The sequence below is a fragment of the Kineosporia sp. NBRC 101677 genome (assembly GCF_030269265.1).
In the GTDB taxonomy this organism is placed as follows: Bacteria; Actinomycetota; Actinomycetes; order Actinomycetales; family Kineosporiaceae; genus Kineosporia; species Kineosporia rhizophila.
This window is the reverse complement of sequence record NZ_BSTA01000002.1, coordinates 175324-199466: the sequence shown is the minus strand read 5'-3', so window position 1 is coordinate 199466 and position 24143 is coordinate 175324. Positions and strand designations below refer to the sequence as shown.

The following is a 24143-nucleotide window of genomic DNA, read 5'->3' as shown; positions in this document are numbered from 1 at the left end:
ATGAAGGTCCTGGTGACAGGCACCGAGGGGTACCTGGGCTGCCTGGTGGCGCCCGAGCTGATGAAGCGCGGTCACGAGGTGATCGGCGTCGACACCGGCTACTACCGGCAGGGCTGGCTGTACAACGGCGTGCCGTTCACCGCGCAGACGCTGGCCAAGGACATCCGCGACATCACCGTCGAGGACCTCGAGGGCGTCGACGCGATCGTCCACATGGCCGAGCTGTCCAACGACCCCCTGGGTGAGCTGCTCTCCGAGGTGACCTACACGGTCAACCACAAGGGCTCGGTCAAGCTCGCCGAGATGGCGATCCAGGCCGGCGTCGAGCGCTTCGTGTACATGTCCTCGTGCAGCGTGTACGGCGTGGCCGAGGGCACCGTGGACGAGAACTCCCCGGTGAACCCGCAGACCGCCTACGCCGACTGCAAGACCCTGGTCGAGCGGGACCTGAGCGCGCTGGCGAGCGACAACTTCTCGCCCACGTTCATGCGCAACGCCACCGCCTTCGGCGCCTCCCCGCGCCAGCGGTTCGACATCGTGCTGAACAACCTGTCCGGCCTGGCCTGGACCACGAAGAAGATCGCGATGAACTCGGACGGCACCCCGTGGCGTCCGCTGGTGCACGGCCTGGACATCGCCAAGTCGATCTACTGCGCCCTCGAGGCCCCGCGCGAGGCCGTCCACAACGAGAAGTTCAACGTGGGCAGCAACGAGCAGAACTACCAGGTGCGGACGATCGCCGAGACCGTCGGCGCCGAGTTCCCGGGCTGCGAGGTCACCTTCGGCCCGGCCGGTGGCGACAACCGCAGCTACAAGGTGAACTTCGACAAGATCTCCTCGCAGCTGCCCGGTTTCTCCTGCGACTGGGACGCCGCCAAGGGCGCCGCCCAGCTGCACCAGGTCTTCCAGGCGATCGACATGGACGAGGCCACCTTCACCGGCCGCGGCCACACCCGCCTGAAGCAGCTCGAGCACCTGATCAGCACCAAGCAGCTCGACGCCGACCTGTTCTGGACCAAGGAGGCGGCAGCTCAGTGATCATCACCAAGCAGCACATCCCCGACGTCGCGATCGTCGAGCTGGAGCGTCGTGAGGACGACCGCGGCTTCTTCGCCCGGACGTTCGACGTGACCGAGTTCGAGGCCGCCGGCCTGAACCCGGCCGTCGAGCAGTGCAACATGTCGTACAACCACAAGGCCGGCACCCTGCGGGGCATGCACTACCAGCTGGACTACGCCCCCGAGGTCAAGCTGATCCGCTGCGTGCGTGGCGCCATCGTCGACCAGATCGTCGACATGCGTCCCGACAGCCCGACCTACCTGCAGCACGTGTCGGTCGAGCTGACCGCGGAGAACCGCAAGGCGCTCTACGTGCCGGCCATGTTCGCCCACGGTTTCCAGACCCTGGTCGACGACACCGAGGTGATGTACCAGGTCACCGGCAAGTACACGCCGGACGCCGAGCGCGGCCAGCGGTACGACGACCCGGCCCTGGGCCTGACCTGGCCGCACGAGGTCACCGTGATCAGCGACAAGGACAAGTCCTGGGCGCTGCTGGAAGGTGCGGCCAAGTGATCATCGTCGACACCGCACTGGCCAAGCGCGAGGCCGAGGGCAACCCGGTCCGGGTCGCCCTGGTCGGCGCCGGCTTCATGGGCCGGGGCTTCGTCAACCAGGTCGTGAACTCGGTTCCCGGCATGGAACTCGTGGCCATCGTCAACCGCACCCGGGCCAACGCCGAGCGGGCGTACACCGAGGCCGGCGTGACCGAGTGGGAGGTCACCGAGGACGCGCAGACCACGTCCAAGGCGATCGCCAACGGCGTCCCCGTGATCACCTCGAACTACGAGGCGGTCACCCAGGCCGAGGGCATCGACGCGATCGTCGAGGCCACCGGCAACGTCGAGTACGGCGCCCACGTGGTGACCTCGGCGATCGACGGCGGCAAGCACGTCGTGCTGCTGAACGCCGAGGTCGACGGCACCGTCGGCTCCGCGCTGAAGGCCCGCGCCGACGCCAAGGGCGTCATCGTGACCGGGTGCGACGGCGACCAGCCGGGTGTGCAGATGAACCTGGTGCGCTTCGTGAAGAGCATCGGTCTGACCCCGCTCGTGGCCGGCAACATCAAGGGCCTGCAGGACGAGTACCGCAACCCGACCACGCAGGAGGGTTTCGCCAAGCAGTGGGGGCAGGACCCCCACATGGTGACCTCCTTCGCCGACGGCACGAAGATCTCCTTCGAGCAGGCGATCGTGGCCAACGCGACCGGTATGACGGTGGAGAAGCGCGGCATGCGCGGCGCCGACCACCGGGCCCACATCGACGAGCTGACCAAGGCGTACGACGTCGAGGAGCTCAAGGCGGCCGGCGGCTACGTGGACTACGTGGTCGGCAGCCAGCCGGGCCCGGGTGTCTTCGTCCTGGCCACCCACGACGACCCGAAGCAGAAGCACTACCTGAACCTGTACAAGCTCGGCGAAGGCCCGCTGTACAGCTTCTACACGCCGTACCACCTGTGCCACTTCGAAGTTCCGCTGTCGGTGGCGCGGGCCGTGCTGTTCAACGACGCCGTGATGCAGCCCCTGGGCGCGCCCACGGTCGAGGTCGTCGCGGTGGCCAAGCGTGACCTGAAGGCCGGTCAGACGATCGACGGCCTCGGCGGTTACGACACGTACTCGGTGGCCGAGAAGGCTTCGGTCACCAAGGACGAGAACCTGCTGCCGATGGGGGTCACCGAGGGCTGCGTGCTCCTGCGCGACGTGGCCAAGGACGAGGTGCTCACCTACGCCGACGTCACGCTGCCCAAGGGCCGGCTGATCGACCAGCTCCGGATCGAGCAGGCGAACCTCTTCGCCTGATCCCTGCTGCACTGGAACGACCCCGGACCGCTGGTCCGGGGTCGTTCTGCTTTGAAGGCCTCGAACAACCAAAGGACGTTTGTGAGCCTCGGAGCTCACAAACGTCCTTTGGTTGTTGGTCTACTTACCGAAGAGCTTCTTGAACTTCTTGCCGCCCTTGGGCAGGCTCTCCAGCCGGTGGTCGCCCTTCTCGCCGACGTTGACGTCGAAGTAGATCTGGTACGCCACGTTGTTCCGCGGGTCGTCGACGAACTTGAACATCTGCTCGACGAAGTACGGGTTGTCGCCACCGCCGTGACCGTCGCTGATGCTGCGGTCCCACATGCCCCACTCCGGCAGCGACATCGGCTTCTTCTTCTCCTGCGCGAAGCTGGACCAGAAGGACAGGCCGTAGGTGGCGCTCACGACGTTCGCCCAGGCCTGTTCCTGGTGGGCCCGCTGGCAGTCGGCCTTGCAGCCGGCCGGGAAGGGATAGGTGTTCTCGGCCCAGGAGATGTCGTAGACGTCGACGCCGATGTAGTCGACGTACTTGTTGCCCGGGTAGAACAGCGTCGAGTCGTAGGAGTCGCCGCCGTTGTTCACGTTCCAGTCGAACTTCAGGTTCTCGGCGCCGGGCACCGAGCGCATCGTGGTGACGATGTTGCGCCAGAACTTGATGAAGTCCTTCTCGTCGCCGAGCGTCGGGTGCCAGGGCCAGTCGACGTTGAACTCCCAGCCCAGCCGCAGGATCGCGTCACCCTGGTCGTAGGCCACCAGGTTCTTGGCCAGCCGCTCGAAGTGCTGGTTGTAGTCACCGTCGGCCCCGGCCGCCAGCGACACCGACTTGTTGCGGGTGGGCAGCATGGCCACCGCGTAGACCATCTGGTAGCCGGAGTTCTGCCAGGTGTTGAGCATGTAGGTGGGCGCCGCGATCTCTTCCCAGGTGCCGCGGGTGGAGTAGTCCATCGCGTAGGCCGCGTCCCGGCCGAGCCAGTCGCCGAACTCCCCGACCTTCGAGGGGTAGGTGCCTCGGTAGACACCCACGCCCACCTTCTTGGCCGCTCCGGTGGTGGCCGGCTTCTCGCTCTCCTCGGCCTCACCGCTGGCGGTGGCCGAGGACGCAGGGGTGGTCGCGTCCTCGGGGACGACGGCGGTGTCGGTGCTGCTCTTCTCGTCGCCACCGGTACCGATGGCGTAGGCCACGCCACAGACGATCATCAGAACGACCATGACGGCGGCGATCAGCGGCAGGCGGGGCCCGCGCCGTTTGGGCGTGCGGAACGACTGCACGCGCGGGGGCGGACCGCTGCGGCTGCCTCCGAGACTGGGGAAGTTCGCCCCGTTGGACGGGATCCGCTCCGGTTCGTCAGAGGTCCTGCCGGGGTCGGGGGCCTCGGACTCCATATCGAAGAAACTCGGCCGACGGGCCGGAGGGTTGAGGTCTTTGGCCTCGACCGGCGGTATGCCGCTCGGGTTGGTGGCATCGTCGGGCTCGACCCGGCGCGGCGCCACGATGGCCTTGATCATGCCGGAGGCCGCGGTGAGCGGGCCCAGGGCCCGGTCCCGGTAGCGGGTGCGAGGCCGGGGCTGCGGGTCGGCCGGCTCGCTGTCGTACTCGTCGTACGCGTCGGTTCGGCGGTCCTGCTGCCTGCCCCTGAGCCCTGATGCACCGTTGCCGTGGGCGCCTCGGCCGCCCCATGCGGAGGCATCGCGGGTGCCACGCCCGTTCCGGCCGGGTTCCTGCCTGCTGCGGCCGGACTCACGGTCGGGCTCGTAGCCGCCGGGCTGCTGACCGCCTCGGGCGGACCAGGCGGCCCGGCCCGCACTCTCCGGGCGAGCGCCACCGAACCGGGGGCGCTGCTCGTTCCAGCCGGCGTCGTCATGGAGACCGGACTCGTCGCGCCGCCCGACCGGGCCGCGCAACGGTGCCGCCTCGTCCGGGCGGTTGCGGCGAGAACCCAGGCCGCGGGCCGGGCGGTCGGGGAACTCCTCGTGGGCCTGCCGGTCGAGGCGGTTCGGCAGGCCGTACTCACCCCGGTCCCGGTAGGTGTCGGGCTCGTCCCACGGGGAACGCTCCTGACCCGGTTCGGGCCAGGCGTTCTCGTGGTTTGCCGAAGGGTTCTCGTACTGCTCGTAGTACTTGCGTTCGGGAGCCTGAGCCCGTTGACCGCGCCCGCCGTAGGGCGGTTCGTCCGCCGGGTCAGGGTCGTACGGACGTCGCGCAGGGTAGTCAGGCATGACCTGTAACCGGCCTCCTGCTCGGCGTGACGGACTCTCTTGACCTCGCGTCAGAGCGATCGCCGGGCACGCCTGAACTAAGGGAGGTCACGCGCAGAGAGTGTAATCGGTTCCCAGCGCGTCCGCTTCGCCCACAAGAGTCCCACAGGCTTGCACGGTGGGTGACCGGGCGTGACTACTGATCCGCGAAAAGCGTACGGAAAGTCTCCCCCGCCTCCTGATATGTCGTCATCAGCTTGTGCGGCCCGTCGTGACCGTTGAACTCGAAATAGGCCTGGTACGCGACCCCGTTCGCCGGATCGGCGATGAAATCGTGCATCTGCTCGATGTAATAGGCGTTCAGCCCACCGGCGTGCTCGTCGTCACGGTCCCACAGACCCCACTCCGGCAGAGTCAGCGGCTTGCCCCGGTGCCGGGCGAAGTCTGCCCAGAACTCCAGACCACGCTTCCCCCCGAAGATCGCCTTGTCCCAGGCCCGTTCCTGGCGGTCGGCCCGGCAGCCGGCGTCGCAGTCGTCCGGGTAGGGGTAAGTGCGCCAGGCGTAGGAAACGTCGTAGGCGTCGATCCCGACGTAGTCCACGTAGTCGTCACCGGGGTAGTACTCGACGGCGTCGTACTTGTTCTTGCCGTTGTTGGGATTCCAGTCGAACTCGAAGTCCTGGCCCGGCACCGAGCGCATGGTCTCGGTGACCTGGCGCCAGTAGGCGACGAAGGCCCCGGAGTCGGGCGTGGACCAGCGCGACGTCTCGAGGTTGAACTCCCACCCCAGGCGCAGGATCGCGCTGCCCTGACCGGCGTCGACGAGGTTCTGCGCCAACTGCCGGTAGTAGTCGTTGTACTCGCCGGTGGCGCCCTTCTCGATCGTCGCCGAGGCGTCGCCCTCCGGCAGCAGGGCGATCGAGTAGACCGGCTGGTAGCCGGTGTTCTGCCAGGCCTCGATCATGTAGGCCGGGTCGGCGATCTCTTCCCAGGTCTGCCGGGTGGAGAAGTCGACCACCAGGTCCACGTCGGCGCCGAACCACTCGGCGAACGCGTCGGCGTCGGCGGGCTCGGTACCCACGAAGACGCCGTGCCGTAGGGGCGCCACCGTGCGCTCGGGGATCGGGCCGGACAGCGCTTCGTCGCCCACCGGGTCACGCTGCCAGAGCCAGTAGCCCACAGCGGCAGTGACCGCCAGCAGGACCGCGAGAACCCCGGCCACCACCGCGAACAGTCGCAGACCGCGACGTCGCCGGGGAGCGGACGCGTGCCGCTGGTGCGGCCTGGCGAGCTCGACCATCCGTGTTCAAGCCGTTCACTGTGAGGGTTCTGGGGGATTACCGAAAGCCAGCGTGACCCCCGCCGGGGGGACGGTCAACCACTACTCAGCCGTGACTCAGCCGAGAGCCCGCCGGGAACGAGAACGCGGCCACCAGGAATGTCCTGGTGGCCGCGTTCTTGATGCAGCAGGGGGATATCAGCGGCGACGGCCGCTGCGCCCACCACCCGAGCCACCGGCCCGGGTCACGTCGTTCCAGGGCAGGTCGCCGTCGTCCTGACGGGACCCACCACCGTAGGAACCACCCTGGTCGTAGCCACCGCCCTGGCCACCGCCGCCGCCGTAGCCGCGGTCGTCGCCGCCCAGGGCCGGGAAGCCGCCGCCCGAGTCCTGGTTGCCGTTGATGATCGGCAGACCCCGGGGCGAGGTGTCGTACATCCGGCCGGGCACCGAGCCCATCGCCGCGCGCTGGCGACGACGGCTGTTGGTGGTGTTGGGCCGGCGGATGTGGTTGACCAGCATGCCGGCCACCGGGATACCGGCCAGACGGCAGCGGCGCTGCAGCTCTTCGAGGTCGGCCGGGGTGGTGGCCTCGTCGATCACCACGACGGCCGCGTCGACCTGACCGGCCAGCACGAAGGAGGCCGAGGAGGCGGGCAGCGGCGGGGCGTCGATCAGCACCAGGTCGGTGTCGTCCGGCAGCTGGTCGAGGATCGCCTGGACGTCGGGCACCGGGTGACCCTGGACCGGCTGCAGCACCTGCAGCCGGATGATGCCGAACTGGGCCCGGGAGGCGGCCTTGCGCTCCACCGCGTGCCCCAGGTCGATCCGGCCCTGGGCCAGGTCGTGCAGCGGCACCCGCAGCACACCCTGGTCGGCCTCGGACTGCGGGCGCACGGTGTCCTCGATGTTGAGCAGGAACACCCGGCGACCGTGGTCGGCGGCGGCCGCGGCCAGGTTGAGCGCGGTGAGGCTGGAGCCGGCGCCGTCGTGCGGGGCGGTGATCAGGAAGACACCGGGCGCGGTGCCACGGATGTAGTCGAGACCGACGGCCGCCATGCGGTAGGCGTCACCGGGCTCGGAGTAGGCCGCCGCGATCGCGTCGTCGGCGCTGATCCGGCCCCGGTCGGGGACCTCGCTCAGCACCGGGGCGCCGAAGATCGCGCTGGCCTCCTTCGGGCCGACCTTACGCCGGGTGAAGGACTGCGTGTACAGAGCGTAACCAGTACCCGCGATCAGGCCGATCAGGGCCAGGATCAGGGCGTTGCGCACCGGCTGGGGGGACGAGGGGCTCTCGGGCAGGTCTGCCGCTTCGGTGCTGCCCACGCCGTCGCCGTAGACCGCCGCGTCGGACTTGGCCGCGCTCTTGTCCGGGAACGAGTCGCTGATCTCCTCGAACTGGGCCAACTGGTCAGCGATCTGCTTCTTGCGCACCTTGCGGTAAGCGTTGACCACCCCGTCGGCCAGCTTCTGGGCCCCGGCGGCCGTGGAGTCGGTGGCCGCGACGGTGATCACGCTGGAGTCTTCAGCAGTGGTCACCGTGAGCTGCTCACGCACCTCGAACGCGTTCGTGCCGGTGATCCCGGCGTCTTTGATCGCCTGGTCCAGCACCGTGTTCGTGGTGATCAGGGCGGCCTGGTTGGCGATGTAGCGGGCCACGTCGTTCTGCGGCTGCTCGGCCAGCGGCTGGAAGTCACCCTGGGCCGAGATGAAGATCGTGGCCTCGGTCGTGTACTTCGACGACTGCACCGTGCTCAGACCGATGCCCAGGAGCGCGGCGATCACGACACACGCCAGGACCACCCAGCGCTCGCGCACGATGGCGTTCACCAGGCTGGGCGCCTCTTCCGCGGCCGAACTGCCGTCGGCCTGGCGCGCCGCCAGAATGTCCTGCACGCGTACTCCTCCTGGTCGCGAAATTCATTGCCGGCCCGCAGCACCCCCCGCAGTGCGGCCGAACGGGTCAAGTGCCCCGCCGCCGGATGGGTTTCTCCACATTGAGCCACCCGGTATCCGTGCGACAGTCTGTCACGAACGCCTAGCCTGAGCGGCAGAGTTGCGCAGCCTTGGGCTGTATCGCACCGATGATTGCGACGATTGGGCCCGGGGTGACAACACTGGGCCATCGGGCTGTTACGTCGTGCTCATCATGGATGAGGCGTAAGCCGGTTCACAGGAGGAATGACGTGGAGTCAAGCGCCCAGGACGGCGCCGTACCTGCTTACGAGCTGATCTTGGTCAGCTACAACAGCCGGTCCCAGATCGAGGGGCTGCTCGCCGGCCTGCCGGCGGACATCCCGCTGGCCATCGTCGACAACGCACGAGGTGCCGACGGCCTGCGGGAGATGATCCGGGACCGGCCCAACGCCCGCTACCTGGAGGGTGCCGGGCAGGGTTTCGCCACCGCGGCGAACACCGGGGCGCGCAGCAGCGCCTACGAATATGTGATCTTTGTCAATCCGGACACCCGTCCCACCGTCACCGGGCTCGACGCCCTGGTGTCGATGCTCGCCGCCGAGCCCAACATCGCCTCGGCGGCCGCCACCACGGTCTCCGGCGACGGCACGGTGGAGATCGGCACCGGCGGCTGGGAACCGACCCTGCGCCGGGCGATCGTGCACGCGATCGGCCTGCACAAGATCGCCCCGCAGGCCGGGCTGTTCGCCCGCCCGCGGCCCTACCTGCCGATCAAGGTGGACTGGACCACGGGCGCCTGCATGGCCGTGCGGGTCAGCACGTTCATCGGGCTGGGCGGTTTCGACGAGCAGTTCTTCGTCTACAACGAGGACGTCGCGTTCGGCCGGGCGGTGCGCGAGAAGAACATGACCCAGGCGCTGCGCACCGACGTCCTGGTGCAGCACGCGGCCGGTAACTCCGGGGCCCCGTCGAAGGAGATGCTGCGTCTGCGGGGTGCGTCGATGGCGCGCTACGTGGCCCAGCACAACGGTCTGGAGGCGGCCCGGGGCATCCGCCTGGCGCTGACCGTCGGTTACGGGGTGCGCGCGCTGGCCTCCCTGGCCAAGGGCAACAAGGGCCGGGCCCAGGAGCACTGGAGCTACGTCCTGGGGGTCACCAGCGGGCGGGCCAGCGTGGCCGGCCGGACGGTGACCAGGGCGTGAGCAACACCCCTCGATCCGGGGCGTCCCGAGGGCCCGACGACAACCCGTCGGGCCGCTCGGGCGGTCCCCCGCCCTCGGGCGGCACACCTCAGCAGCCCTGGGACGCCTTCGACAGCGGCGGCCTGGTCAAGCAGGTCCGTAGGCGCTGGCGCCGTCCGCGCTCCAGCCCGCAGCCCAGCCTCGACGCGATCGCCAACTACGACGAGCGCTCCGAGAAGCTGCGGGTCGACGAGGCGATGCCCAACCGGCAGGTCAGCGAGGCCGATCGGGCCTACATGCTGCGGTTGCTCAAGATCACGCTGCTGGTCTGCGTGGTCTTCCAGCGGTTCGCGCTGCCGCTGGGCGGGTTCCCGATCTCCGTGCCGCTGGTCGCCATGTACGTGTTCCTGGTGCTGGCCCGGCTGCGCGGCGGGATCCGCTACAACCGGGTGCGCAGCGAGCTGTTCATCGCCTCGGCGGCCCTGGTCATGCTGGCCACCTTCGGCGCGGGCTTCACCGCCAACTCGTCGGTCTCGGTGAACTCGGTCCTGCTGCTGCTGATCATCTACCTGCCCTGGGTGTTCTGCGTCAGCCTGCAGTTCCGCGACCTGTTCGTGCCGCTGGCCCGGTTCTACACGCACATCATGCTGGTGGCGGCCACGATCGGGATCTTCCAGCTGTCGTCGCAGTACGCCGGCGTGTGGGTCTACCAGGACTTCATCAAGAACGTGGTGCCGGAGAACTTCCTGCTCCAGGACTACAACGTGTCGTACCAGCTGGCCTGGAACGACCCGACCACGAAGGCCAACGCCTTCGTCTTCCTCGAGCCGTCGTTCCTGTGCCAGTTCCTGGCCGTGGCCCTGGTGCTCGCCCTGCTGATCCGGGCCCCTGCCTGGCAGCCGGCCCTGCTCGGCATGGGCATGGCCTCCACGCTGTCCGGTACCGGCATCATCCTGCTGTGCATCTCGGTCGCCCTGATGGTGGTCGTGGCGCCGAACCGGATCAAGCCGAACTACGTGCTGGCCGGCGTGGTGGGGCTGGCGATCGTGTTCACCACCCCGGCCGCCGACATCCTGCTGGACCGGCGTAACGAGACGTCCCAGGAGGGCTCGTCCGGCTACATCCGGTTCGTGCAGCCGTACACCGAGGTGACGGCGGGCCTGAGCGAGGAGGCGAGCCGGCTCTTCGTCGGGGCCGGGCCGGGTGCGGCAGACCGACTGCTGACGTCGTTCCGGTCCGGTGGTGACGCGGTGGTCTACACCATCGCGCCGAAGCTGGCCTTCGAGTACGGCCTGGTGGCGATGGTCGTGTTCGTCGCGTTCCTGATGGTGTCGGTGTACCGCGGACCACCGATCCCGGTGCTGCCCACGGCCATGCTGATCATGATCTTCTTCCTGTCCGGAAGCCTGTTGCAGCCGCACACGGTCGCACTGGCCTGGTTCCTCACCAGCCTCTGGGGCCCACCGGTCACGGTGGGGGTGTCGGACGCGCTGGCTGCAGTGGTCCAGCGGAACAAGGACCCAGCCGTGGTCTAGGCAGAAACCGATTGAGGACGCCTTCCAGCCCCAGGGCTGGAAGGCGTCCTCTTTGGTTCGGGGTCGGGTCGGGGTCGGAAACCGCGTCGGTCAGTTCAGCGCGTGGTGTCGGGGAACGGCCAGGAGTCCTCGTCCCGCTCTTCCCGGCTCTGGCGGCTGCGTGAGCGCCGTCCGCCGGGGCGCGCGTCCGGGTACTGCTCATCGCTGTCCTGAGCCTCGCGACGGCTGCTGCGGGGACGCTCGTACCCACTGGCCTCCGCCTCCGGGGCCTCCGGGTAGGCCCGGCTGCGAGCCTCCTGCCCCCGGGACCGACTGCGACCGCCACGCCCCTCAGCCGGGTCCGCATAGCCACGCCCCTGAGCCGGGTCCGTATAGCCACGCCCCTCAGCCGGGTCTGCGTAACCACGCCCCTCGGCCGGTTCTGCAGAGCCGTGACCCTGCAACGGGGCCTCGTACCCCTGACCGTCGCCGGGAATCTCGTAGCTCCCCCGGTTCCGCGCCCGCTGTCCACGCCCATCCTGCCTGTCGGCCGGGTAGCTGGGTCGCCCGTCCGCCGGCGTCTCGTAGCCCCGCCGACCGGCCTCCGGAGCCGCGTAACGCGCAACATCCTCGGCGGGCGCCTCGTAGCCCGTACGACCGTTCAGCGGAGCCTCGTACCCGTCCCGGTTCCGGCTCCGGCCACCCGACGCGCCACGCCCCGGACCGCCGGCGTCGTACCCGTTGTGCGCCTGGCCACCGGTGTCATGGCCACCACGCCCGCGGGGGTCATACCCCCCAGAACCCGCCTGCCCTTGACCGCCGGTGTCGTACCCCGAGCGCCCTCGGCCGCCTGCGTCGTACCCAGCCCCCTCGGGACCGCCGGCTACGTCATAGCCGTTGCGGGCCCGGTCACCCGAGCCAGCACCAGCACGCCCCCGACCAGCTTCGTACTCAGCCCTCTCAGCACCGGCCGCGTCATAACCGTCGTGGGCCTGGCCTCCGGTGTCGTACCCGCCGCGCCCACGACCACCGGCTTCGTACCCAGCAGCCGCCGGGCCGGGTTCTTCTCCCGAACGCCGACGCCCGCCGCCTGTCCTAGAACTTGGCTGGCCCTGCCCGCCGGTGTCATACCCGGCCCGCCCGGAGCCAGCTGCGTGACCGTTGTGCGTCTGGCCGCCGGTGTCGTACCCAGCGCGCTCCCGACCACGGCCCTGCTCACGACCATCAGCCTCACGACCACCGGCCTCGCCGTTCGCCCACTCACGACCACCAGCCTCACGACCGGCCCGCCCCCGACCAGCCTCCCAATCAGCCAGGTCAGAGCTACCAGCCTCACCGGCCGCCCACTCACGACCACCGGCCTCACGCCCAGCCCGCTCACGGCCACTGGATTCGTAACCGCTGGCCCGCTGGCCTCCGGCATCGGCACCTGTGCGCCGACGGCCACGCCCTTCGGCACCCGACTGCCCCTGGCCACCCGTGTCGTAACCCGGTCGCCCCTGACCACCCGTGTCGTAACCCGGTCGCCCCTGACCACCCGTGTCGTAACCCGGTTGTCCCTGGCCACCTGTGTCGAAGCCGGACCGCCCCTGACCGTCCGTGTCGTAGCGGGACCGGCCCTGACCACCGGTGTCGTAGCCCGAACGCCCCCGGCCATCCGGTTGGGCTGCACTCCGGCCCCGGCCCGAGGACCCGCGATCGACCGACTCAGGGCTGCCCGGTTCGTAACCGCTCCGGCCGCGCCCTTCCTGGGCAGCCTCCGGGTGGCCCGCGCTGCGGGCACGCCGACCGTCGGCCCCGAAGGCACCAGGGTCTACGGCGCTGCGGGTCGCATCGGCCGGATACCGGCCGGCCTCGTACCCCGCGCCCGGCGTACCAGTGCCCGGTGTACCCGTGCTCGGCGTCCCGGCGCCGGGCCTAACGGCGCCGGACGTCCTGGATGCAGGCGCGCCCGCGCTGGCCGATCTGGATACAGACGCGCCCGCACTGGGCGTACCTGCACCCGGCGTACCGCTGGGGGCGCCGCCCCGGCTGCGGCCGCGCTGGTCGTAGCCCTTGCGGTCGTAGCCCTTGTCGTCAAAGCCCTTGTCGTCGAAACCCTTGTCGTCGTAGCCCCGCGAGTCATAGCCCTGAGCGTCGTAACCACGCGCGTTGTAGCCCTGGGCGTCGTAACCGCGCTCGTTGTAACCCTGGGCGTCATAACCGCGCTCGTTGTAACCCTGAGCGTCGTAGCCCTGGGGGTCGTAAGCGGCGGCGTCGCGGCTGCGGGCCCGGTCGTTCCTGCCCCCACGACCTTCCGCGCGGGGATCGGGCTCGCCCAGGAGCGCCTCGCCGTCCCAGGGGGCCTGCCCCTGAGAAGAACCAGATCGTCCGCCCCGACCCGACTTGCCCTGTCGGACGGCAACGGTCGGGTCGTGGGGGGCGTATCCGCCCTTGGACTCGTCCGGCGAACCCTCGGGCGGGTGCGTGGTGGGGAAGCCCTTGCCGTCCTGTCGCACCGCGACCGTGGGGCCGGTCGGGTCGTACCAGCCGTCGTCGGACGAGCGCCCGCCGTCCCGGCTCCGCCCGTCCGAATCCCGCGCGTCACGCGGATCACGGCCGCGGGGGTCACGGTCACGTAGGTCATCGTCTCGGCCATCGCGCGGGTCGCGGAAGTCTCGCTCACGCGGGTCACCGTCGCGGCCATCACGCCCACGGGGGTCACGGCCGTCACGGCCGTCACGGCCGTCTGGGTCGCGGGGGTCACGCGGGTCACGGTCACGGTCACGGGGGTCAAGGTCGTGAGCGTCGCGACCCCGGCCACGGATGCCGTGCCCGTCCCGGTCCCAGGGCTCTTCGGCCTGCTGACCGTTGTAGCGCTGCTCCGGCTCCTCGAGGGCCCAGCGGTCCTGTTCCTCCTGGCTCCAGAAGCCCTGACCGTCACGCTCGTCGCCGCGGCCCCGGCCGTAGCCGTCGCGGCGGTCGTAGTCGTCACCCCGGTCGTACTCGTCCCGGCGCGCGTTGCGGTTGGCGGCCTCGGCCTCCCGCGCCTCCTCGGCGATCCAGTCGCGCGGCAGCCGATCGGCCTTGATGAAGATGATCCAGCTGGCCACCAGGCCGGTGACCTGGGCGGTCGCCATGCCCCAGGCCGCGCCCTGGGCGCTCCACAGCCAGCCCCCGATCGAGCCGAGCCCGAGCATCATGGGGGCCTGCACGAAGGTGACCCGCAGCATCTGGTCGGCCCGCCGCAGGGCCTTCAGGCCCAGGCTCGCGCCCAGCACGAAGCCGACGGTGGCCGTGATGAGGCCCATCGGCAGCATCACCTCGCGCGCGTTCCCCCAACTGGCCCCCAGCAGCTCACCACCGACCGAGTCGGGGACCACCAGCAGGATGAGCACCCAGGTGCTGGCCATGCCGCCGATCGCCGTGCTGAGCAGCAGCGCGCCCTTGATCAGCGAGCCGCCGGCCATCGCGGTACGCGCGAGCATCGGCAGGCCGAACGAGGAGATCCCGGAGAACAGCAGGTTGAGCGGCCCCAGCAGGGTCTGCGCGGCGCGGATGGCGCCGATCGCGACCTTGCCCACGATGCCGCCCACCACGTACGACACCAGGGTGGTGGCGCCCTGGTTGAACGAGAAGTCGGCGGCCATCTTGATGTTGATGTCGCGGGTCTCGCGGAACCAGGCGAGCGCCTCGAACGGGTCGGGCGCCACCCGGGTCTGCAGCACGCCCATCAGGGCGGCTGCCAGGGCCCCGGCGCCCCAGGCCAGGGTGATCAGGAAGACCGAGGGATCGGGCTGGCTCAGCAGCACGGCCAGGAGACCGAACTGGATCACCGTGCGCACCCCGTCGTTGATCGTGGCGGTGCGCGGACGGCCTTCCGCGAAGAACGCGTTGCGCCAGGTCTCCTGCAGCATCAGGCCGGGCATGGCGACGCCCAGCCCGAGGATGGCCAGGGCGCTGGCGGTGTCGTTCAGGAGGAAGTGCAGCAGGGCCGCCGCGACCGCACAGATCAGGCCGGTGACCACGCCGAAGCTGATCGCCGAGCCGGCGGCCTGGCGCTGGGCCCGGCGCCGGGTGTGCCGGTCGGCGTCGGTGAAACGGATCACGTAGGGGTCGCCGATGCCGGCCCGGCCCAGGCCGATCAGGAAGGTGAAGGTGACCAGCATCAGGCTGAACGAGCCGAAGTCGTCCTCGGAGACCTCACGGGCGACCACGATGGACAGCGCGAAGTTGGCCAGGCTGGAGAGCGCCTGGTCGGCGAACGTCCAGATGATGCGGCTCTTGTTGGACGTCTGGACCTCGGCCTCGGGCTCGAGGTCGGACGGGTCCACGTGCACGTGCCTGCCGGTCAGAGCCACAGGTCACCTGCTGAACGGCCGGGCTGCGAGCCGGCTGACCGGCCAGTGCCGGTCGCGAGGGTGCCGGTGCGGCCGGGCATTCACGCACACCTTTCGGATCGCGGTCGACGGCCCGGGGCGGCACCGCCGAAACGATCGACCAGCACGTCTGCGAGCAGTTCGATCGGGCCCTGCCCGCCTTGGACAACGCCAAGCCGGAACACCACAGGGAGCTTCCGGCGCCTCAGCCTACCTTCACGCCCCGTCAGCTACGTCCGTTTCCTTGGAGTGCACCTGTCCGGCGCTGTCCCGACACCAAAACGAGGATCAACCAGGACCTAAGCTTTCCTTAGATCAGCCAAACGGATGAGTTGGTTCCGAAGGGGTTCGTGAAACACAGGTAAAGGGCATTAACTAAGCCTGCGGACTCTCAGGCTGCTCTCAGCTACCCTCAGGGCGGCGGACTGCCCGCATTAAGAGTAAGTTGCGAACGTGTTGCCTACGGAGAGGCTTGGTCCGACATGCCGTCTGTGAGTGTGGTGATCGCCTGCTACAACGCCGCTGACACTCTCGGCATCCAGCTGGAAGCCCTGGCCCGGCAGACCTACCGGGGCAGCTGGAACGTGATCATCAGTGACAACGGCTCGACCGATCACTCCCGTCTGGTCGCGCAGCGCTACGAGAGCCGCCTGCCCGGCCTGGAGATCGTCGACTCCTCCGGGACGGCCGGGGCCGGGCACGCGCGCAACATCGCGGCCCAGCACTCCAGCGCCGACTTCCTGGCCTTCTGCGACGCGGACGACGAGGTCGCGGTCGACTGGCTCGAGACGATGATGGCCGCCCTGGCCCGCAACCCGTTCGTGGCCGGCCGGTTCGAGTCGCGCAAGCTGAACTCCGAGCGGGTGCTGCGTTCGCGCCCGCTGCAGCAGAGCACCGGGCTGCAGGAGTCGCCGTTCGGCCCGGGGCTGCCGCACGCCGGGGCCGGCAACATGGGCGTCCGGCGCGACCTCTTCCTCGCCGTGGGCGGCTTCGACCAGGCCGTGGGCACCCTGGAGGACACCGACCTGTGCTGGCGGATCCAGCTGGCCGGTACTCCGCTGATCTTCGCCCCGGACTCGGTGGTGCACGTCCGGCTGCGTTCCTCGTTCACCAAGATGTGGCGCCAGGGCTGGAACTACGGCCACGCCGCGGCCCTGCTGGAGCGGCGCTACGGCAACAAGCCGATCGCCAGCGTCACCGCCGTCACCACCTCGATCGCGGTGATCAAGGCCGCCCAGGAGGCCCAGGAGCAGCCCGACCCGTCGAAGGTCGGCTCGGCCCTGAAGCTGCTGCGGGAGAACCCGACTCCGGGCGCCCTGATGTGGGCGGTCGGCTGGCACGTGGGCAACCGCGCGATGCCGGACGACGCGCTGCCCCCGCTGCCCCCGCCCACCCCGAACAAGAAGAAGGACAACCGGCTGCGTCAGGCCGGCTGAGCCCTCCCGGTCGCCCCCGGCGACCACCGACCGAACTTGAGGACGCCCGCCCTGGCCAGGGCGGGCGTCCTCAAGTTTTGCGGTTCGATCGTTCGGGTCAGTGCTCGAGGAAGTCCAGCAGCGGCTGCAGCGTCACGTCCCAGGAGTAGTGCTTGCGCACCCAGTCCTGGGCCAGGGCCGAGGTGTCGCGGGGGGAGCGCAGCCGGGCCACCACGGTGTCGGCGAACAGCTGCGGGTCGATCTTCAGCCGGTCGACCAGCTCGGACGGGATGTCCTCGAGACCGGAGGCGCCGACGTCGGTGGAGACGATGTCGATGCCGGCGGCCAGGTACTCCAGGATCTTGATCCGCGAGCCACCGCCGGACAGCAGCGGGACGATGCCCAGGACGTGGGCGTCCAGCACCGCGGACATGACCGGCGGGTTGGCCAGCAGGGTGATCCCGTCCGGGGCGCAGGCCTCGGTGACCGCCTTGCCGGGGTTACGGCCGGCGATGGTGACCGTGGCCTCGGGGATCTGGGCCCGGATCAGCGGCCAGACCTTCTCCGAGAACCAGACCACGCCGTCGATGTTCGGCTCCCAGTCGAGGGCGCCGGAGAAGACCATGGAGTTCGCCGGGCGGTTGCCCGAGGGGGTGACCTGGCCCGCGAAGATGCCGTTCTTGCAGACGATCCGGCCGCGCTTGGGGTTCAGCGCCCGGGCGTCGGCCTCGGTGCAGACCATCACCGGGTAGCGGTCGGCGACGTGCGCCTCGAGGTGGCGCAGCAGCCGCACCTCGGCGCTCATCGCCACCTTGTCCTTGGCCGAGGTGGCCAGCCGGGCCCGCTGGTTCATCAGGTCCGACTCGATGTTGTGCATGCTCACCACGAGCCGGTCGGCCCCCGAGGCCACCTCGTCGGCCAGCCCGGCCAGCGCGGTGTGGTCGATCACGGCCACGTCGTAGCGGCCCTCGGCGCCGTTCCACAGGTTGTCCAGCAGCTTCGAGCCGCCGGTGCGCAGCCCGCTCAGCGACTTGTACCGCGCCGCCGTGCGCAGCTGCCGCAGCACGTCTCCCCCGGACGAGCGGCCCGGGTGCTCCTCCAGCGGACGGCCCGGCCCCTTGGCGACGACCCCGTCGGGACTGACCACGGTGGTGTCGTACCGGGTCGACAGGGTCTCGAGGATGGCCAGGGTGCGCAGGGTGCCGCCCGAGGTCGGGGTCGCGGAGAACTCCTTCGTCACCAGCAGGCAGCGGGGGGTGCCGGCGGCACCGGGCTTGGGTACGTCAGTCGTGGGCACCCCCCGACCCTAACGACTGCGGCAAGCCGGTGGGGCCAGCCGTGGAGGACACCCTCCTGCCGAACGGGTCCCGCGCACCCCTCGGCAAGCGCGGCTTTGACCACTAAGGTCCGGTTCCACCTGGTCCGCCGGTGCGCATCCAGGAGCGAATCCGGGAACGAGCACTGTCAACGTAACGACCGAGGGTTATCCTCGCCTCGATCAAGAACAATCAAGACAGGATCAAATCATGGTCCCCACGGACGGAGCCTGATGACCCGCATCCGACCTGCGGTCACCGTCTGCATCCCGACCTTCAACCGGCGGGAACTGCTCAGCCGCAGTCTGCAGAGTGTGCTCGACCAGTCCTGGGAAGACGCTGAGATCATCGTCTCGGACAACGCCTCGACCGACGACACCGAGGAGTACGTCCGGTCGATCGGCGACCCGCGCGTCCGCTACGACCGTCTTCCCACGAACATCGGCCTGTTCGGCAACCTGTCCCGCTGCCTCAGCCTGGGCTCCGGCCGCTACCGGGTGATGCTGCCGGACGACGACAGCATGCTGCCGGGCAACCTCGAGGCCAAGGTCCGCTTCCTCGACGCCAACCCGAGCGCGGGCCTGGTGCACTCGGCCTTCCGCTACCTCGACGACGGCCCCCAGCCGTTCGGGGAGCCGCAGAACTGGTCCCGGCTGGAGAGCGACACCCTCGAGCCGGGCATCGCGTTCCTGCGCCGCTCACTGGCGGTCGGCGGCATCGTCTGCGTCTCCTCGGTGATGATGCGCAGCGCGATGGTGTTCAACGAGCGCTTCGACCCCTCCGACGGCCCGTACGCCGACATCGCCCTGTGGTGCCGGATCGCCAGCCGCTCGGACGTGGGGTTCCTGACCGCACCGCTGTCCGGCTACATGGTGCACGGCGGCTCGGCCAGCTCGGGCTTCCAGCTGGTACAGGTCAACGGCGGTCAGCACCACATGACCGCGCAGCACGCCGACGCCACCCTGCAGGCGCACGGCCGGTTCGTGCAGCGTGCCGACATCAGCCCGGAGCTGCGGGCCGAGCTCGCCTCGATCGTGGCCGACGCCGACCGGCGGATGCGGCTGACGGTGCTGGCGAACAAGACCATCCCGCCCAACGCGATGCGGATGATGAAACGGGCGGTCGGCTGGGGCAAGGGCAATGCCCTGCACCGTCACCTCTCCCTGGACGGAAATGTTGGTGGTCCCGGTCCCGGGGTGATCGCGTGAGCTCAGGCCCGGGGGCAGGGTCCGGCGACGAGCCGGAACCGATCGAGGCCGAGGTCTGCATAGTCGGGGCCGGGCCGGCCGGGCTGTCGGTCGCCTCCGGCCTCGCCGCCGCCGGTCTGCGGGTGGTGATCCTGGAGGGCGGCGGCGAGAACGAGTGGCCGCAGTTGCCCGACGTCCTGGCCGAGGGCGAGGACGCCTACCCGCAGAGCAGCGTCACCCAGACCCGGGGCTCCGGCGTCGGAGGCACGGCCGGGCAGTGGAGCTACCGGATGTCCAACGCCGACGCCGACCCGGAGGCCGGTGAGCGCGGCTGCCGCTACGCCCCGCTCGATCCGGTCGACTTCGAGCAGCGGGACGCGCTGGCCCACTCCGGCTGGCCGCTGACTCGCTCCGACCTCGACCCCTGGTACGCCAAGGCGCAGAAGATCGCCGGCCTGGGCGAGTTCACCTACCACCCGAACTCCTGGAGCACCCCCCGGGCCCAGCCGCTGGAGCTGGACCCGGCCCTGGTCGAGACCCAGATGTTCCAGTTCGCCCCGGCCTCGGCCTGGATCGACCGGGTGGCCGGCGAACTGCGCGGCCGGACCGGTGTCCTGATCCTCACCGACGCGAACGTGACCCGGCTGGAGGTGGACCCCGAGGGCACCAAGGTCAGCGGCGTCGACTTCGCCCGGCCCGACGGTTCCCACGGGCAGGTCCGGGCCCGGGCCGTCGTGCTGGCCGCCGGGGGCATCGAGACCGCCCGTCTGCTACTGATGTCGGACGACCGGGTGCCGGGCGGTCTGGGAAACCGCAAGGACCAGGTGGGCCGCTACTGGATGGAGCACCCGCTGGTGCGCGGCGGGATGCTGGTGGCGCGCCCGGAGGTGAAGCTGGCCGAGCGTCTGCGGCTGTACGACGCGCACTGGCAGAACGGCACGAAGGTGATGGCCAAGCTGTCCATCGCCCAGGAACGCGTGCGGCAGGAAGGTCTGCTCTCCACCAGTTGCCTGCTGCTACCCCGGCAGGAAGTGATCGCCGGCAGCGCGGTGCAGGCCTACACCGAGATTCGTAGCCCTTCCGGACGCTCCTCGGGCCTCGGCCACAAGGCGGCCCTCGGCGCCCGGATCGCTCTAGGCGCCGGCAGCCTCCTGAGCGCCCGTAAGGCCATCGCCGAGCAGCCCGGTCTGGACCTGTCCGGCTGGGCGGCCGAGGACGACCTGAACCGCTACCGGGTGTTCGAGGTGGTGCACCAGACCGAGCAGTCGCCCGACCCGGAGAACCGGATCACGCTCGATCGCGAGCGGACCGACCGCTACGGGCGGCCGTTCCCGGTGTTGCACTGGCGTTGGACGGCCGAGGACCGGGAGCGCATCACCCGCTCGCGCGACCTCTACGCCCAGGCCTTCGCCGAGGCCGGGCTGGGCGACTTCGTGCAGACCGACTGGGACCACGGGCAGCCGCGGATGATCGGCGGCAACCACCACCACCTGGGCGGGGTGCGGATGTCGGCCGATCCGGGTACCGGGGTGGTCGACGCCGACGCCCGCGTGCACGACCTGGAGAACCTGTACGTGGCGGGCAGCTCGGTGTTCCCCACCGGCGGCTCGGTCAACCCGACGCTGACGATCGTGGCGCTCGCCCTGCGCCTGGCCGCCCACCTGGCCAAGAAGCTGCTGTAGCCCCGGAACGCCGGTGGGCCCTGTTCAGGGCACCACCGGCGTTCTGGTTCGCCGAGCGTCTACGCATGGCGCAGTTCGCCGTCCACGACGCCGTCCACGAACGCTGTCCACTCCCCCCGGGTGAAGCGGAGCACCGGGCCCTGCGGGTCCTTGCTGTCACGCAGAGCTACACGCCCCTCACCCAGGAATGCGACCTCTACGCAATTCCCATTCACTCCGGAGCGGCTGGACTTGATCCAGGCGACATTGGCCAGCTCATCAGTTCGCATTGCCCTGTTCCGTCCTTCATCGCAAGCGGCCCATCACCATGCGTGCCGATTCGGCAGGCGATGCGGCCGTGGCCCGCAAATGGTCGAAGGCAACAGTACAGGCACGGACCTCTTCCTCCGTCTCCTGAAACAGGTTCCCGGCCATGGTTTCGACGCACGCGACGGTCGGGTCGGGGTCGGGGAACTCCAGCAGCGAGAAGGATCCGCGCATCCCCACGTGGGAGCCGGCAGTGAAAGGAACGATCTGGAAAGTGACGTTCGGCAATTCCATCATCGACAGCAGGTGCTCGAATTGCTCACGCATCACCTCAGGCCCTCCCACCTCACGCCAGAGCACTGCCTCGTCGACAATGGCCCACAATGCAAGGGGATTACTCCGGGTTAACAAATCCTGACGCCCGACCCGGATCTTGGCCTGCAGGTCGATCTGGTCGCCCGGCATCAGCGGGCTCTGACCGGTGGAACTGGAACGGATGTAGCCCTCGGTCTGCAGCAGGCCGGGGATCAGCAGCGACTCGAAGTTGCGCACCGACGCGGCCTCGGACTCCAGCTGGATGTACATGCTGTACTCCTCCGGGATCGCCCCGGCGAAGGGCTGCACCCAGCCCTTCTCGCCGGCCGCCTTCAGCAGCGCGAAGAGCACGTCCCGCTCCTCGGGGGCGACCTGGTAGAGCTCCAGCAGGCTGGTCAGGGTGCGCCGCTGCGGGCGGCCCTTGGCGGTCTCCAGCCGGTACAGGGTGGCGACGTTGATGTCGGTCCGTTCCGCGACGTCCTCGCGGCTCATCCCGGCGGCACCACGCAGTCGGCGCAGCTCGCTCGCGAGTCTGCGCATGCGTACGGTCGGGGGCGTGCGCGAGGCCATGGCCTCATCCTTTCGGTCAGATGTTGCGCCGGACAAGCACAAAATGAGTTTGCAATCCTTGCATTTACTGGTTGGTCACTCGTATTGTTTACGCCATGGCGCGGGGATGAACGAGTCCCTCCCGTTCACCCCGCGCCCACCAACTTCCCCCGTGACCACACCGGGAACCCCCCCCAGCACCTTCGTCCCCCTTTCGCAGGGATTCGCGGCCGCAGTGCAGCGGCAGTGCACTCCACCCCCCTGACGTGCGACTGCGACCCCCTTGGCTACGCTTCAGATCTGGACGCGATGGCCGATGCCGACCGACCGCGTCACGTCGTGGACCACCCGGCCGTGGCTTCGGAGACAGTCCGGGGCCGGGACGGCTCAACCCGGCACCCGGACCGGCCGACCCAACAGCCGACGCCAGTTGTCGGCCCGGCGCCGATGATGCCGCCAAACCCGCCTGAGCAGGTAGAACGTGACTCCACGCACACCTGCCGGGCGAACCGGACACCAGGGCACAAACCCTTGCCGCCGTCTGTTCCAAAAGAAGCGACTGCAAGACTGAGCGCACGTGGCAAGACCTTCGGGAGTGGAAAAAGACACGATGTCGAACCAGCCTGCACAGACCCGCGACGCGGCCGCCAAGCCGGCCCGCGAGCGGGTTGTCATCATCGGGTCCGGTTTCGGTGGCCTGTTCGCGGCCCGCAAGCTGGCCCGAGCGGATGTCGACGTCACCATCATCGCCAAGACCTCGCACCACCTCTTCCAGCCGCTGCTGTACCAGGTGGCCACGGGTGTGCTGTCGCAGGGCGAGATCGCCCCGGCCACCCGTGAGATCCTCCGGCGGCAGAAGAACGCCAAGGTGCTGCTCGGTGAGGTGACCCGGATCGACGTCGCGGCGAAGACCGTGACCTCCGAGACGCCGGTCGGCGAGGCGGTCACCGCCTACGACACCCTGATCGTGGCGGCCGGTGCGGGTCAGTCGTACTTCGGCAACGACCACTTCTCCGAGTTCGCCCCGGGCATGAAGAGCATCGACGACGCCCTCGAACTGCGCGGCCGGATCTTCGGCGCCTTCGAGATGGCCGAGGTGCTCGAGGACCCGGAGGAGATCCAGCAGTGGCTGACCTTCGTGGTCGTCGGCGCCGGCCCCACCGGTGTGGAGATGGCCGGCCAGATCGCCGAGCTGGCGCACAGCACCCTCAAGCGCGACTTCCGCCGGATCGACCCGACCAAGGCCCGCGTGCTGCTGCTCGACGCCGCCCCGGCCGTGCTGCCGCCGTTCGGTGACAAGCTCGGCAAGAAGGCCCAGGGCCAGCTGGAGCGGATGGGCGTCGAGGTCCAGCTCGACGTCAAGGTCGTGAACGTGGACAACGAGGGCGTCGACGTGATCGACCCCGACGGCAGCCCGCGCCGGATCGAGGCCCGCACCAAGGTCTGGGCCGCCGGTGTGCAGGCCTCGCCGCTGGGCCAGCAGCTGTCCGAGCAGACCGGCGCCGAGACCGACCGGGCCGGTCGCGTCCTGGTCGAGCCGGACTGCACGCTGCCCGGTCACCCCGAGATCTTCGTGATCGGCGACATGATGTCGCTGAAGCGCTACCCGGGTGTCGCCCAGGTCGCGATGCAGCAGGGCAAGTACGCGGCCAAGACGATCCAGCACCGGATCAAGCACCCGGGCGCCGAGCCGCTGCCGGAGTTCGAGTACTTCGACAAGGGCAGCATGGCCACCGTCTCGCGCTTCCACGCGGTGGCGAAGATCAACGACTCGATCCAGCTGTCCGGCTTCTTCGCCTGGCTGGCCTGGCTGGGCGTGCACATCGTCTACCTGATCGGGTTCAAGAACCGGGTCACCACGCTGATGCACTGGGCGGTCACCTTCATCGGCCGCGGCCGTTCCGAGCGCGCCGCCACCGACCAGCAGGTCTTCGCCCGGATGGCGCTGCACCGGGAGAAACTGGCGATCGAGGCCGAACGGGCCGAGGAGGCCGCCAAGGCCGAACCGGCCGAACCGGTTCAGAAGGCCGAGACCGCCAAGCACGGCGCGGCCTGACCACAAGGCTCCTGATTACGGACGCCGGTGGGCACCTACGTAGGTGCCCACCGGCGTCCGTTGTTTGAGACCTGG

16 protein-coding genes are annotated in these 24143 nt (G+C 69.5%); 9 read left to right on the top strand and 7 right to left on the bottom strand.

Annotated elements, in window-relative coordinates; genetic code table 11:
* Genes QSK18_RS06425 through QSK18_RS06415 form a run of 3 tightly spaced genes read left to right on the top strand, consistent with a single transcriptional unit; the run spans position 1 to position 2857 of the window.
* Positions 1-1038, top strand: a complete 1038-nt coding sequence (locus tag QSK18_RS06425; RefSeq protein WP_232810210.1) for an NAD-dependent epimerase/dehydratase family protein — start codon at positions 1-3, stop codon at positions 1036-1038.
* Positions 1035-1574: a dTDP-4-dehydrorhamnose 3,5-epimerase gene (gene rfbC / locus QSK18_RS06420; RefSeq protein WP_285617146.1), complete on the top strand. Its 540-nt coding sequence runs from the start codon at positions 1035-1037 to the stop codon at positions 1572-1574. The genes QSK18_RS06425 and rfbC overlap by 4 nt, the downstream gene beginning before the upstream one ends.
* Entirely contained in the window at positions 1571-2857 is a 1287-nt protein-coding gene (locus tag QSK18_RS06415; protein ID WP_285617144.1) for an NAD(P)H-dependent oxidoreductase, read from the top strand. The genes rfbC and QSK18_RS06415 overlap by 4 nt, the downstream gene beginning before the upstream one ends.
* Positions 2858-2977: 120 nt before the next feature.
* Here QSK18_RS06415 and QSK18_RS06410 read toward each other — a convergent pair whose 3' ends face one another.
* From QSK18_RS06410 to QSK18_RS06400, 3 genes are all read right to left on the bottom strand, one after another.
* Complete coding sequence (locus tag QSK18_RS06410) at positions 2978-5074, bottom strand: glycosyl hydrolase (RefSeq protein WP_285617142.1); 2097 nt, start codon at positions 5072-5074, stop codon at positions 2978-2980.
* A 175-nt stretch (positions 5075-5249) separates the two neighbouring features.
* On the bottom strand, positions 5250-6353 hold the full coding sequence (locus QSK18_RS06405; protein WP_285617140.1) for a glycosyl hydrolase: 1104 nt from the start codon (positions 6351-6353) through the stop codon (positions 5250-5252).
* A gap of 177 nt (positions 6354-6530) precedes the next feature.
* Positions 6531-8228, bottom strand: a complete 1698-nt coding sequence (locus tag QSK18_RS06400) for a Wzz/FepE/Etk N-terminal domain-containing protein (protein WP_285617138.1) — start codon at positions 8226-8228, stop codon at positions 6531-6533.
* 290 nt (positions 8229-8518) lie between these two features.
* Here QSK18_RS06400 and QSK18_RS06395 point away from each other — a divergent pair, with 290 nt between their 5' ends.
* Both QSK18_RS06395 and QSK18_RS06390 read left to right on the top strand, forming a co-directional pair.
* Positions 8519-9451, top strand: coding sequence for a glycosyltransferase (locus tag QSK18_RS06395; protein ID WP_232810216.1), 933 nt, complete (start codon positions 8519-8521; stop codon positions 9449-9451).
* Complete coding sequence (locus QSK18_RS06390) at positions 9448-10965, top strand: hypothetical protein (protein ID WP_285617135.1); 1518 nt, start codon at positions 9448-9450, stop codon at positions 10963-10965. Before QSK18_RS06395 ends, QSK18_RS06390 begins: the two co-directional genes overlap by 4 nt.
* A gap of 95 nt (positions 10966-11060) precedes the next feature.
* On the opposite strand, the gene QSK18_RS06385 is transcribed toward QSK18_RS06390, so the two are convergent.
* The gene (locus QSK18_RS06385; RefSeq protein ID WP_285617132.1) at positions 11061-15284 is read right to left on the bottom strand and encodes an oligosaccharide flippase family protein; all 4224 of its coding nucleotides are present in this window, start codon (positions 15282-15284) and stop codon (positions 11061-11063) included.
* Positions 15285-15784: 500 nt separating this feature from the next.
* On the opposite strand from QSK18_RS06385, the gene QSK18_RS06380 reads away from it, so the two are divergent.
* Positions 15785-16738 (top strand): glycosyltransferase family 2 protein, encoded by a 954-nt coding sequence (locus tag QSK18_RS06380; protein ID WP_232810219.1) that lies wholly within the window; start codon positions 15785-15787, stop codon positions 16736-16738.
* Positions 16739-16835: 97 nt separating this feature from the next.
* Here QSK18_RS06380 and QSK18_RS06375 read toward each other — a convergent pair whose 3' ends face one another.
* Positions 16836-18014 carry a glycosyltransferase gene (locus QSK18_RS06375; RefSeq protein WP_232810220.1) on the bottom strand — a complete coding sequence of 393 codons (1179 nt, stop codon included), beginning with the start codon at positions 18012-18014 and terminating at the stop codon, positions 16836-16838.
* A gap of 252 nt (positions 18015-18266) precedes the next feature.
* Between QSK18_RS06375 and QSK18_RS06370 the strand changes: the two genes are divergently transcribed.
* The gene (locus QSK18_RS06370) at positions 18267-19241 is read left to right on the top strand and encodes a glycosyltransferase family 2 protein (RefSeq protein WP_232810221.1); all 975 of its coding nucleotides are present in this window, start codon (positions 18267-18269) and stop codon (positions 19239-19241) included.
* Positions 19238-20902, top strand: coding sequence for a GMC oxidoreductase (locus tag QSK18_RS06365; protein WP_285617128.1), 1665 nt, complete (start codon positions 19238-19240; stop codon positions 20900-20902). Before QSK18_RS06370 ends, QSK18_RS06365 begins: the two co-directional genes overlap by 4 nt.
* 59 nt (positions 20903-20961) lie before the next feature.
* Here QSK18_RS06365 and QSK18_RS06360 read toward each other — a convergent pair whose 3' ends face one another.
* Together QSK18_RS06360 and QSK18_RS06355 are read right to left on the bottom strand one after the other, a co-directional pair.
* Entirely contained in the window at positions 20962-21171 is a 210-nt protein-coding gene (locus QSK18_RS06360) for a DUF397 domain-containing protein (protein ID WP_232810223.1), read from the bottom strand.
* A 16-nt stretch (positions 21172-21187) separates the two neighbouring features.
* Positions 21188-22033 (bottom strand): helix-turn-helix domain-containing protein, encoded by an 846-nt coding sequence (locus QSK18_RS06355; protein WP_232810224.1) that lies wholly within the window; start codon positions 22031-22033, stop codon positions 21188-21190.
* Between the two features lie 589 nt (positions 22034-22622).
* Here QSK18_RS06355 and QSK18_RS06350 point away from each other — a divergent pair.
* A complete protein-coding gene (locus tag QSK18_RS06350) occupies positions 22623-24068 on the top strand; it encodes an NAD(P)/FAD-dependent oxidoreductase (protein WP_232810225.1) in 1446 nt (481 codons plus the stop codon).
* Positions 24069-24143: the final 75 nt, after the last annotated feature.

Bases quoted from the DNA above. Each gene is read 5' to 3' on its own strand.
- QSK18_RS06425 (WP_232810210.1), top strand. From the start codon at position 1: ATGAAGGTCCTGGTGACAGGCACCGAGGGGTACCTGGGCTGCCTGGTG.
- QSK18_RS06410 (WP_285617142.1), bottom strand. From the start codon at position 5,074: ATGCCTGACTACCCTGCGCGACGTCCGTACGACCCTGACCCGGCGGAC.
- QSK18_RS06405 (WP_285617140.1), bottom strand. From the start codon at position 6,353: ATGGTCGAGCTCGCCAGGCCGCACCAGCGGCACGCGTCCGCTCCCCGG.
- QSK18_RS06380 (WP_232810219.1), top strand. From the start codon at position 15,785: ATGCCGTCTGTGAGTGTGGTGATCGCCTGCTACAACGCCGCTGACACT.
- QSK18_RS06370 (WP_232810221.1), top strand. From the start codon at position 18,267: ATGACCCGCATCCGACCTGCGGTCACCGTCTGCATCCCGACCTTCAAC.
- QSK18_RS06360 (WP_232810223.1), bottom strand. From the start codon at position 21,171: ATGCGAACTGATGAGCTGGCCAATGTCGCCTGGATCAAGTCCAGCCGC.
- QSK18_RS06355 (WP_232810224.1), bottom strand. From the start codon at position 22,033: ATGGCCTCGCGCACGCCCCCGACCGTACGCATGCGCAGACTCGCGAGC.
- QSK18_RS06350 (WP_232810225.1), top strand. From the start codon at position 22,623: ATGTCGAACCAGCCTGCACAGACCCGCGACGCGGCCGCCAAGCCGGCC.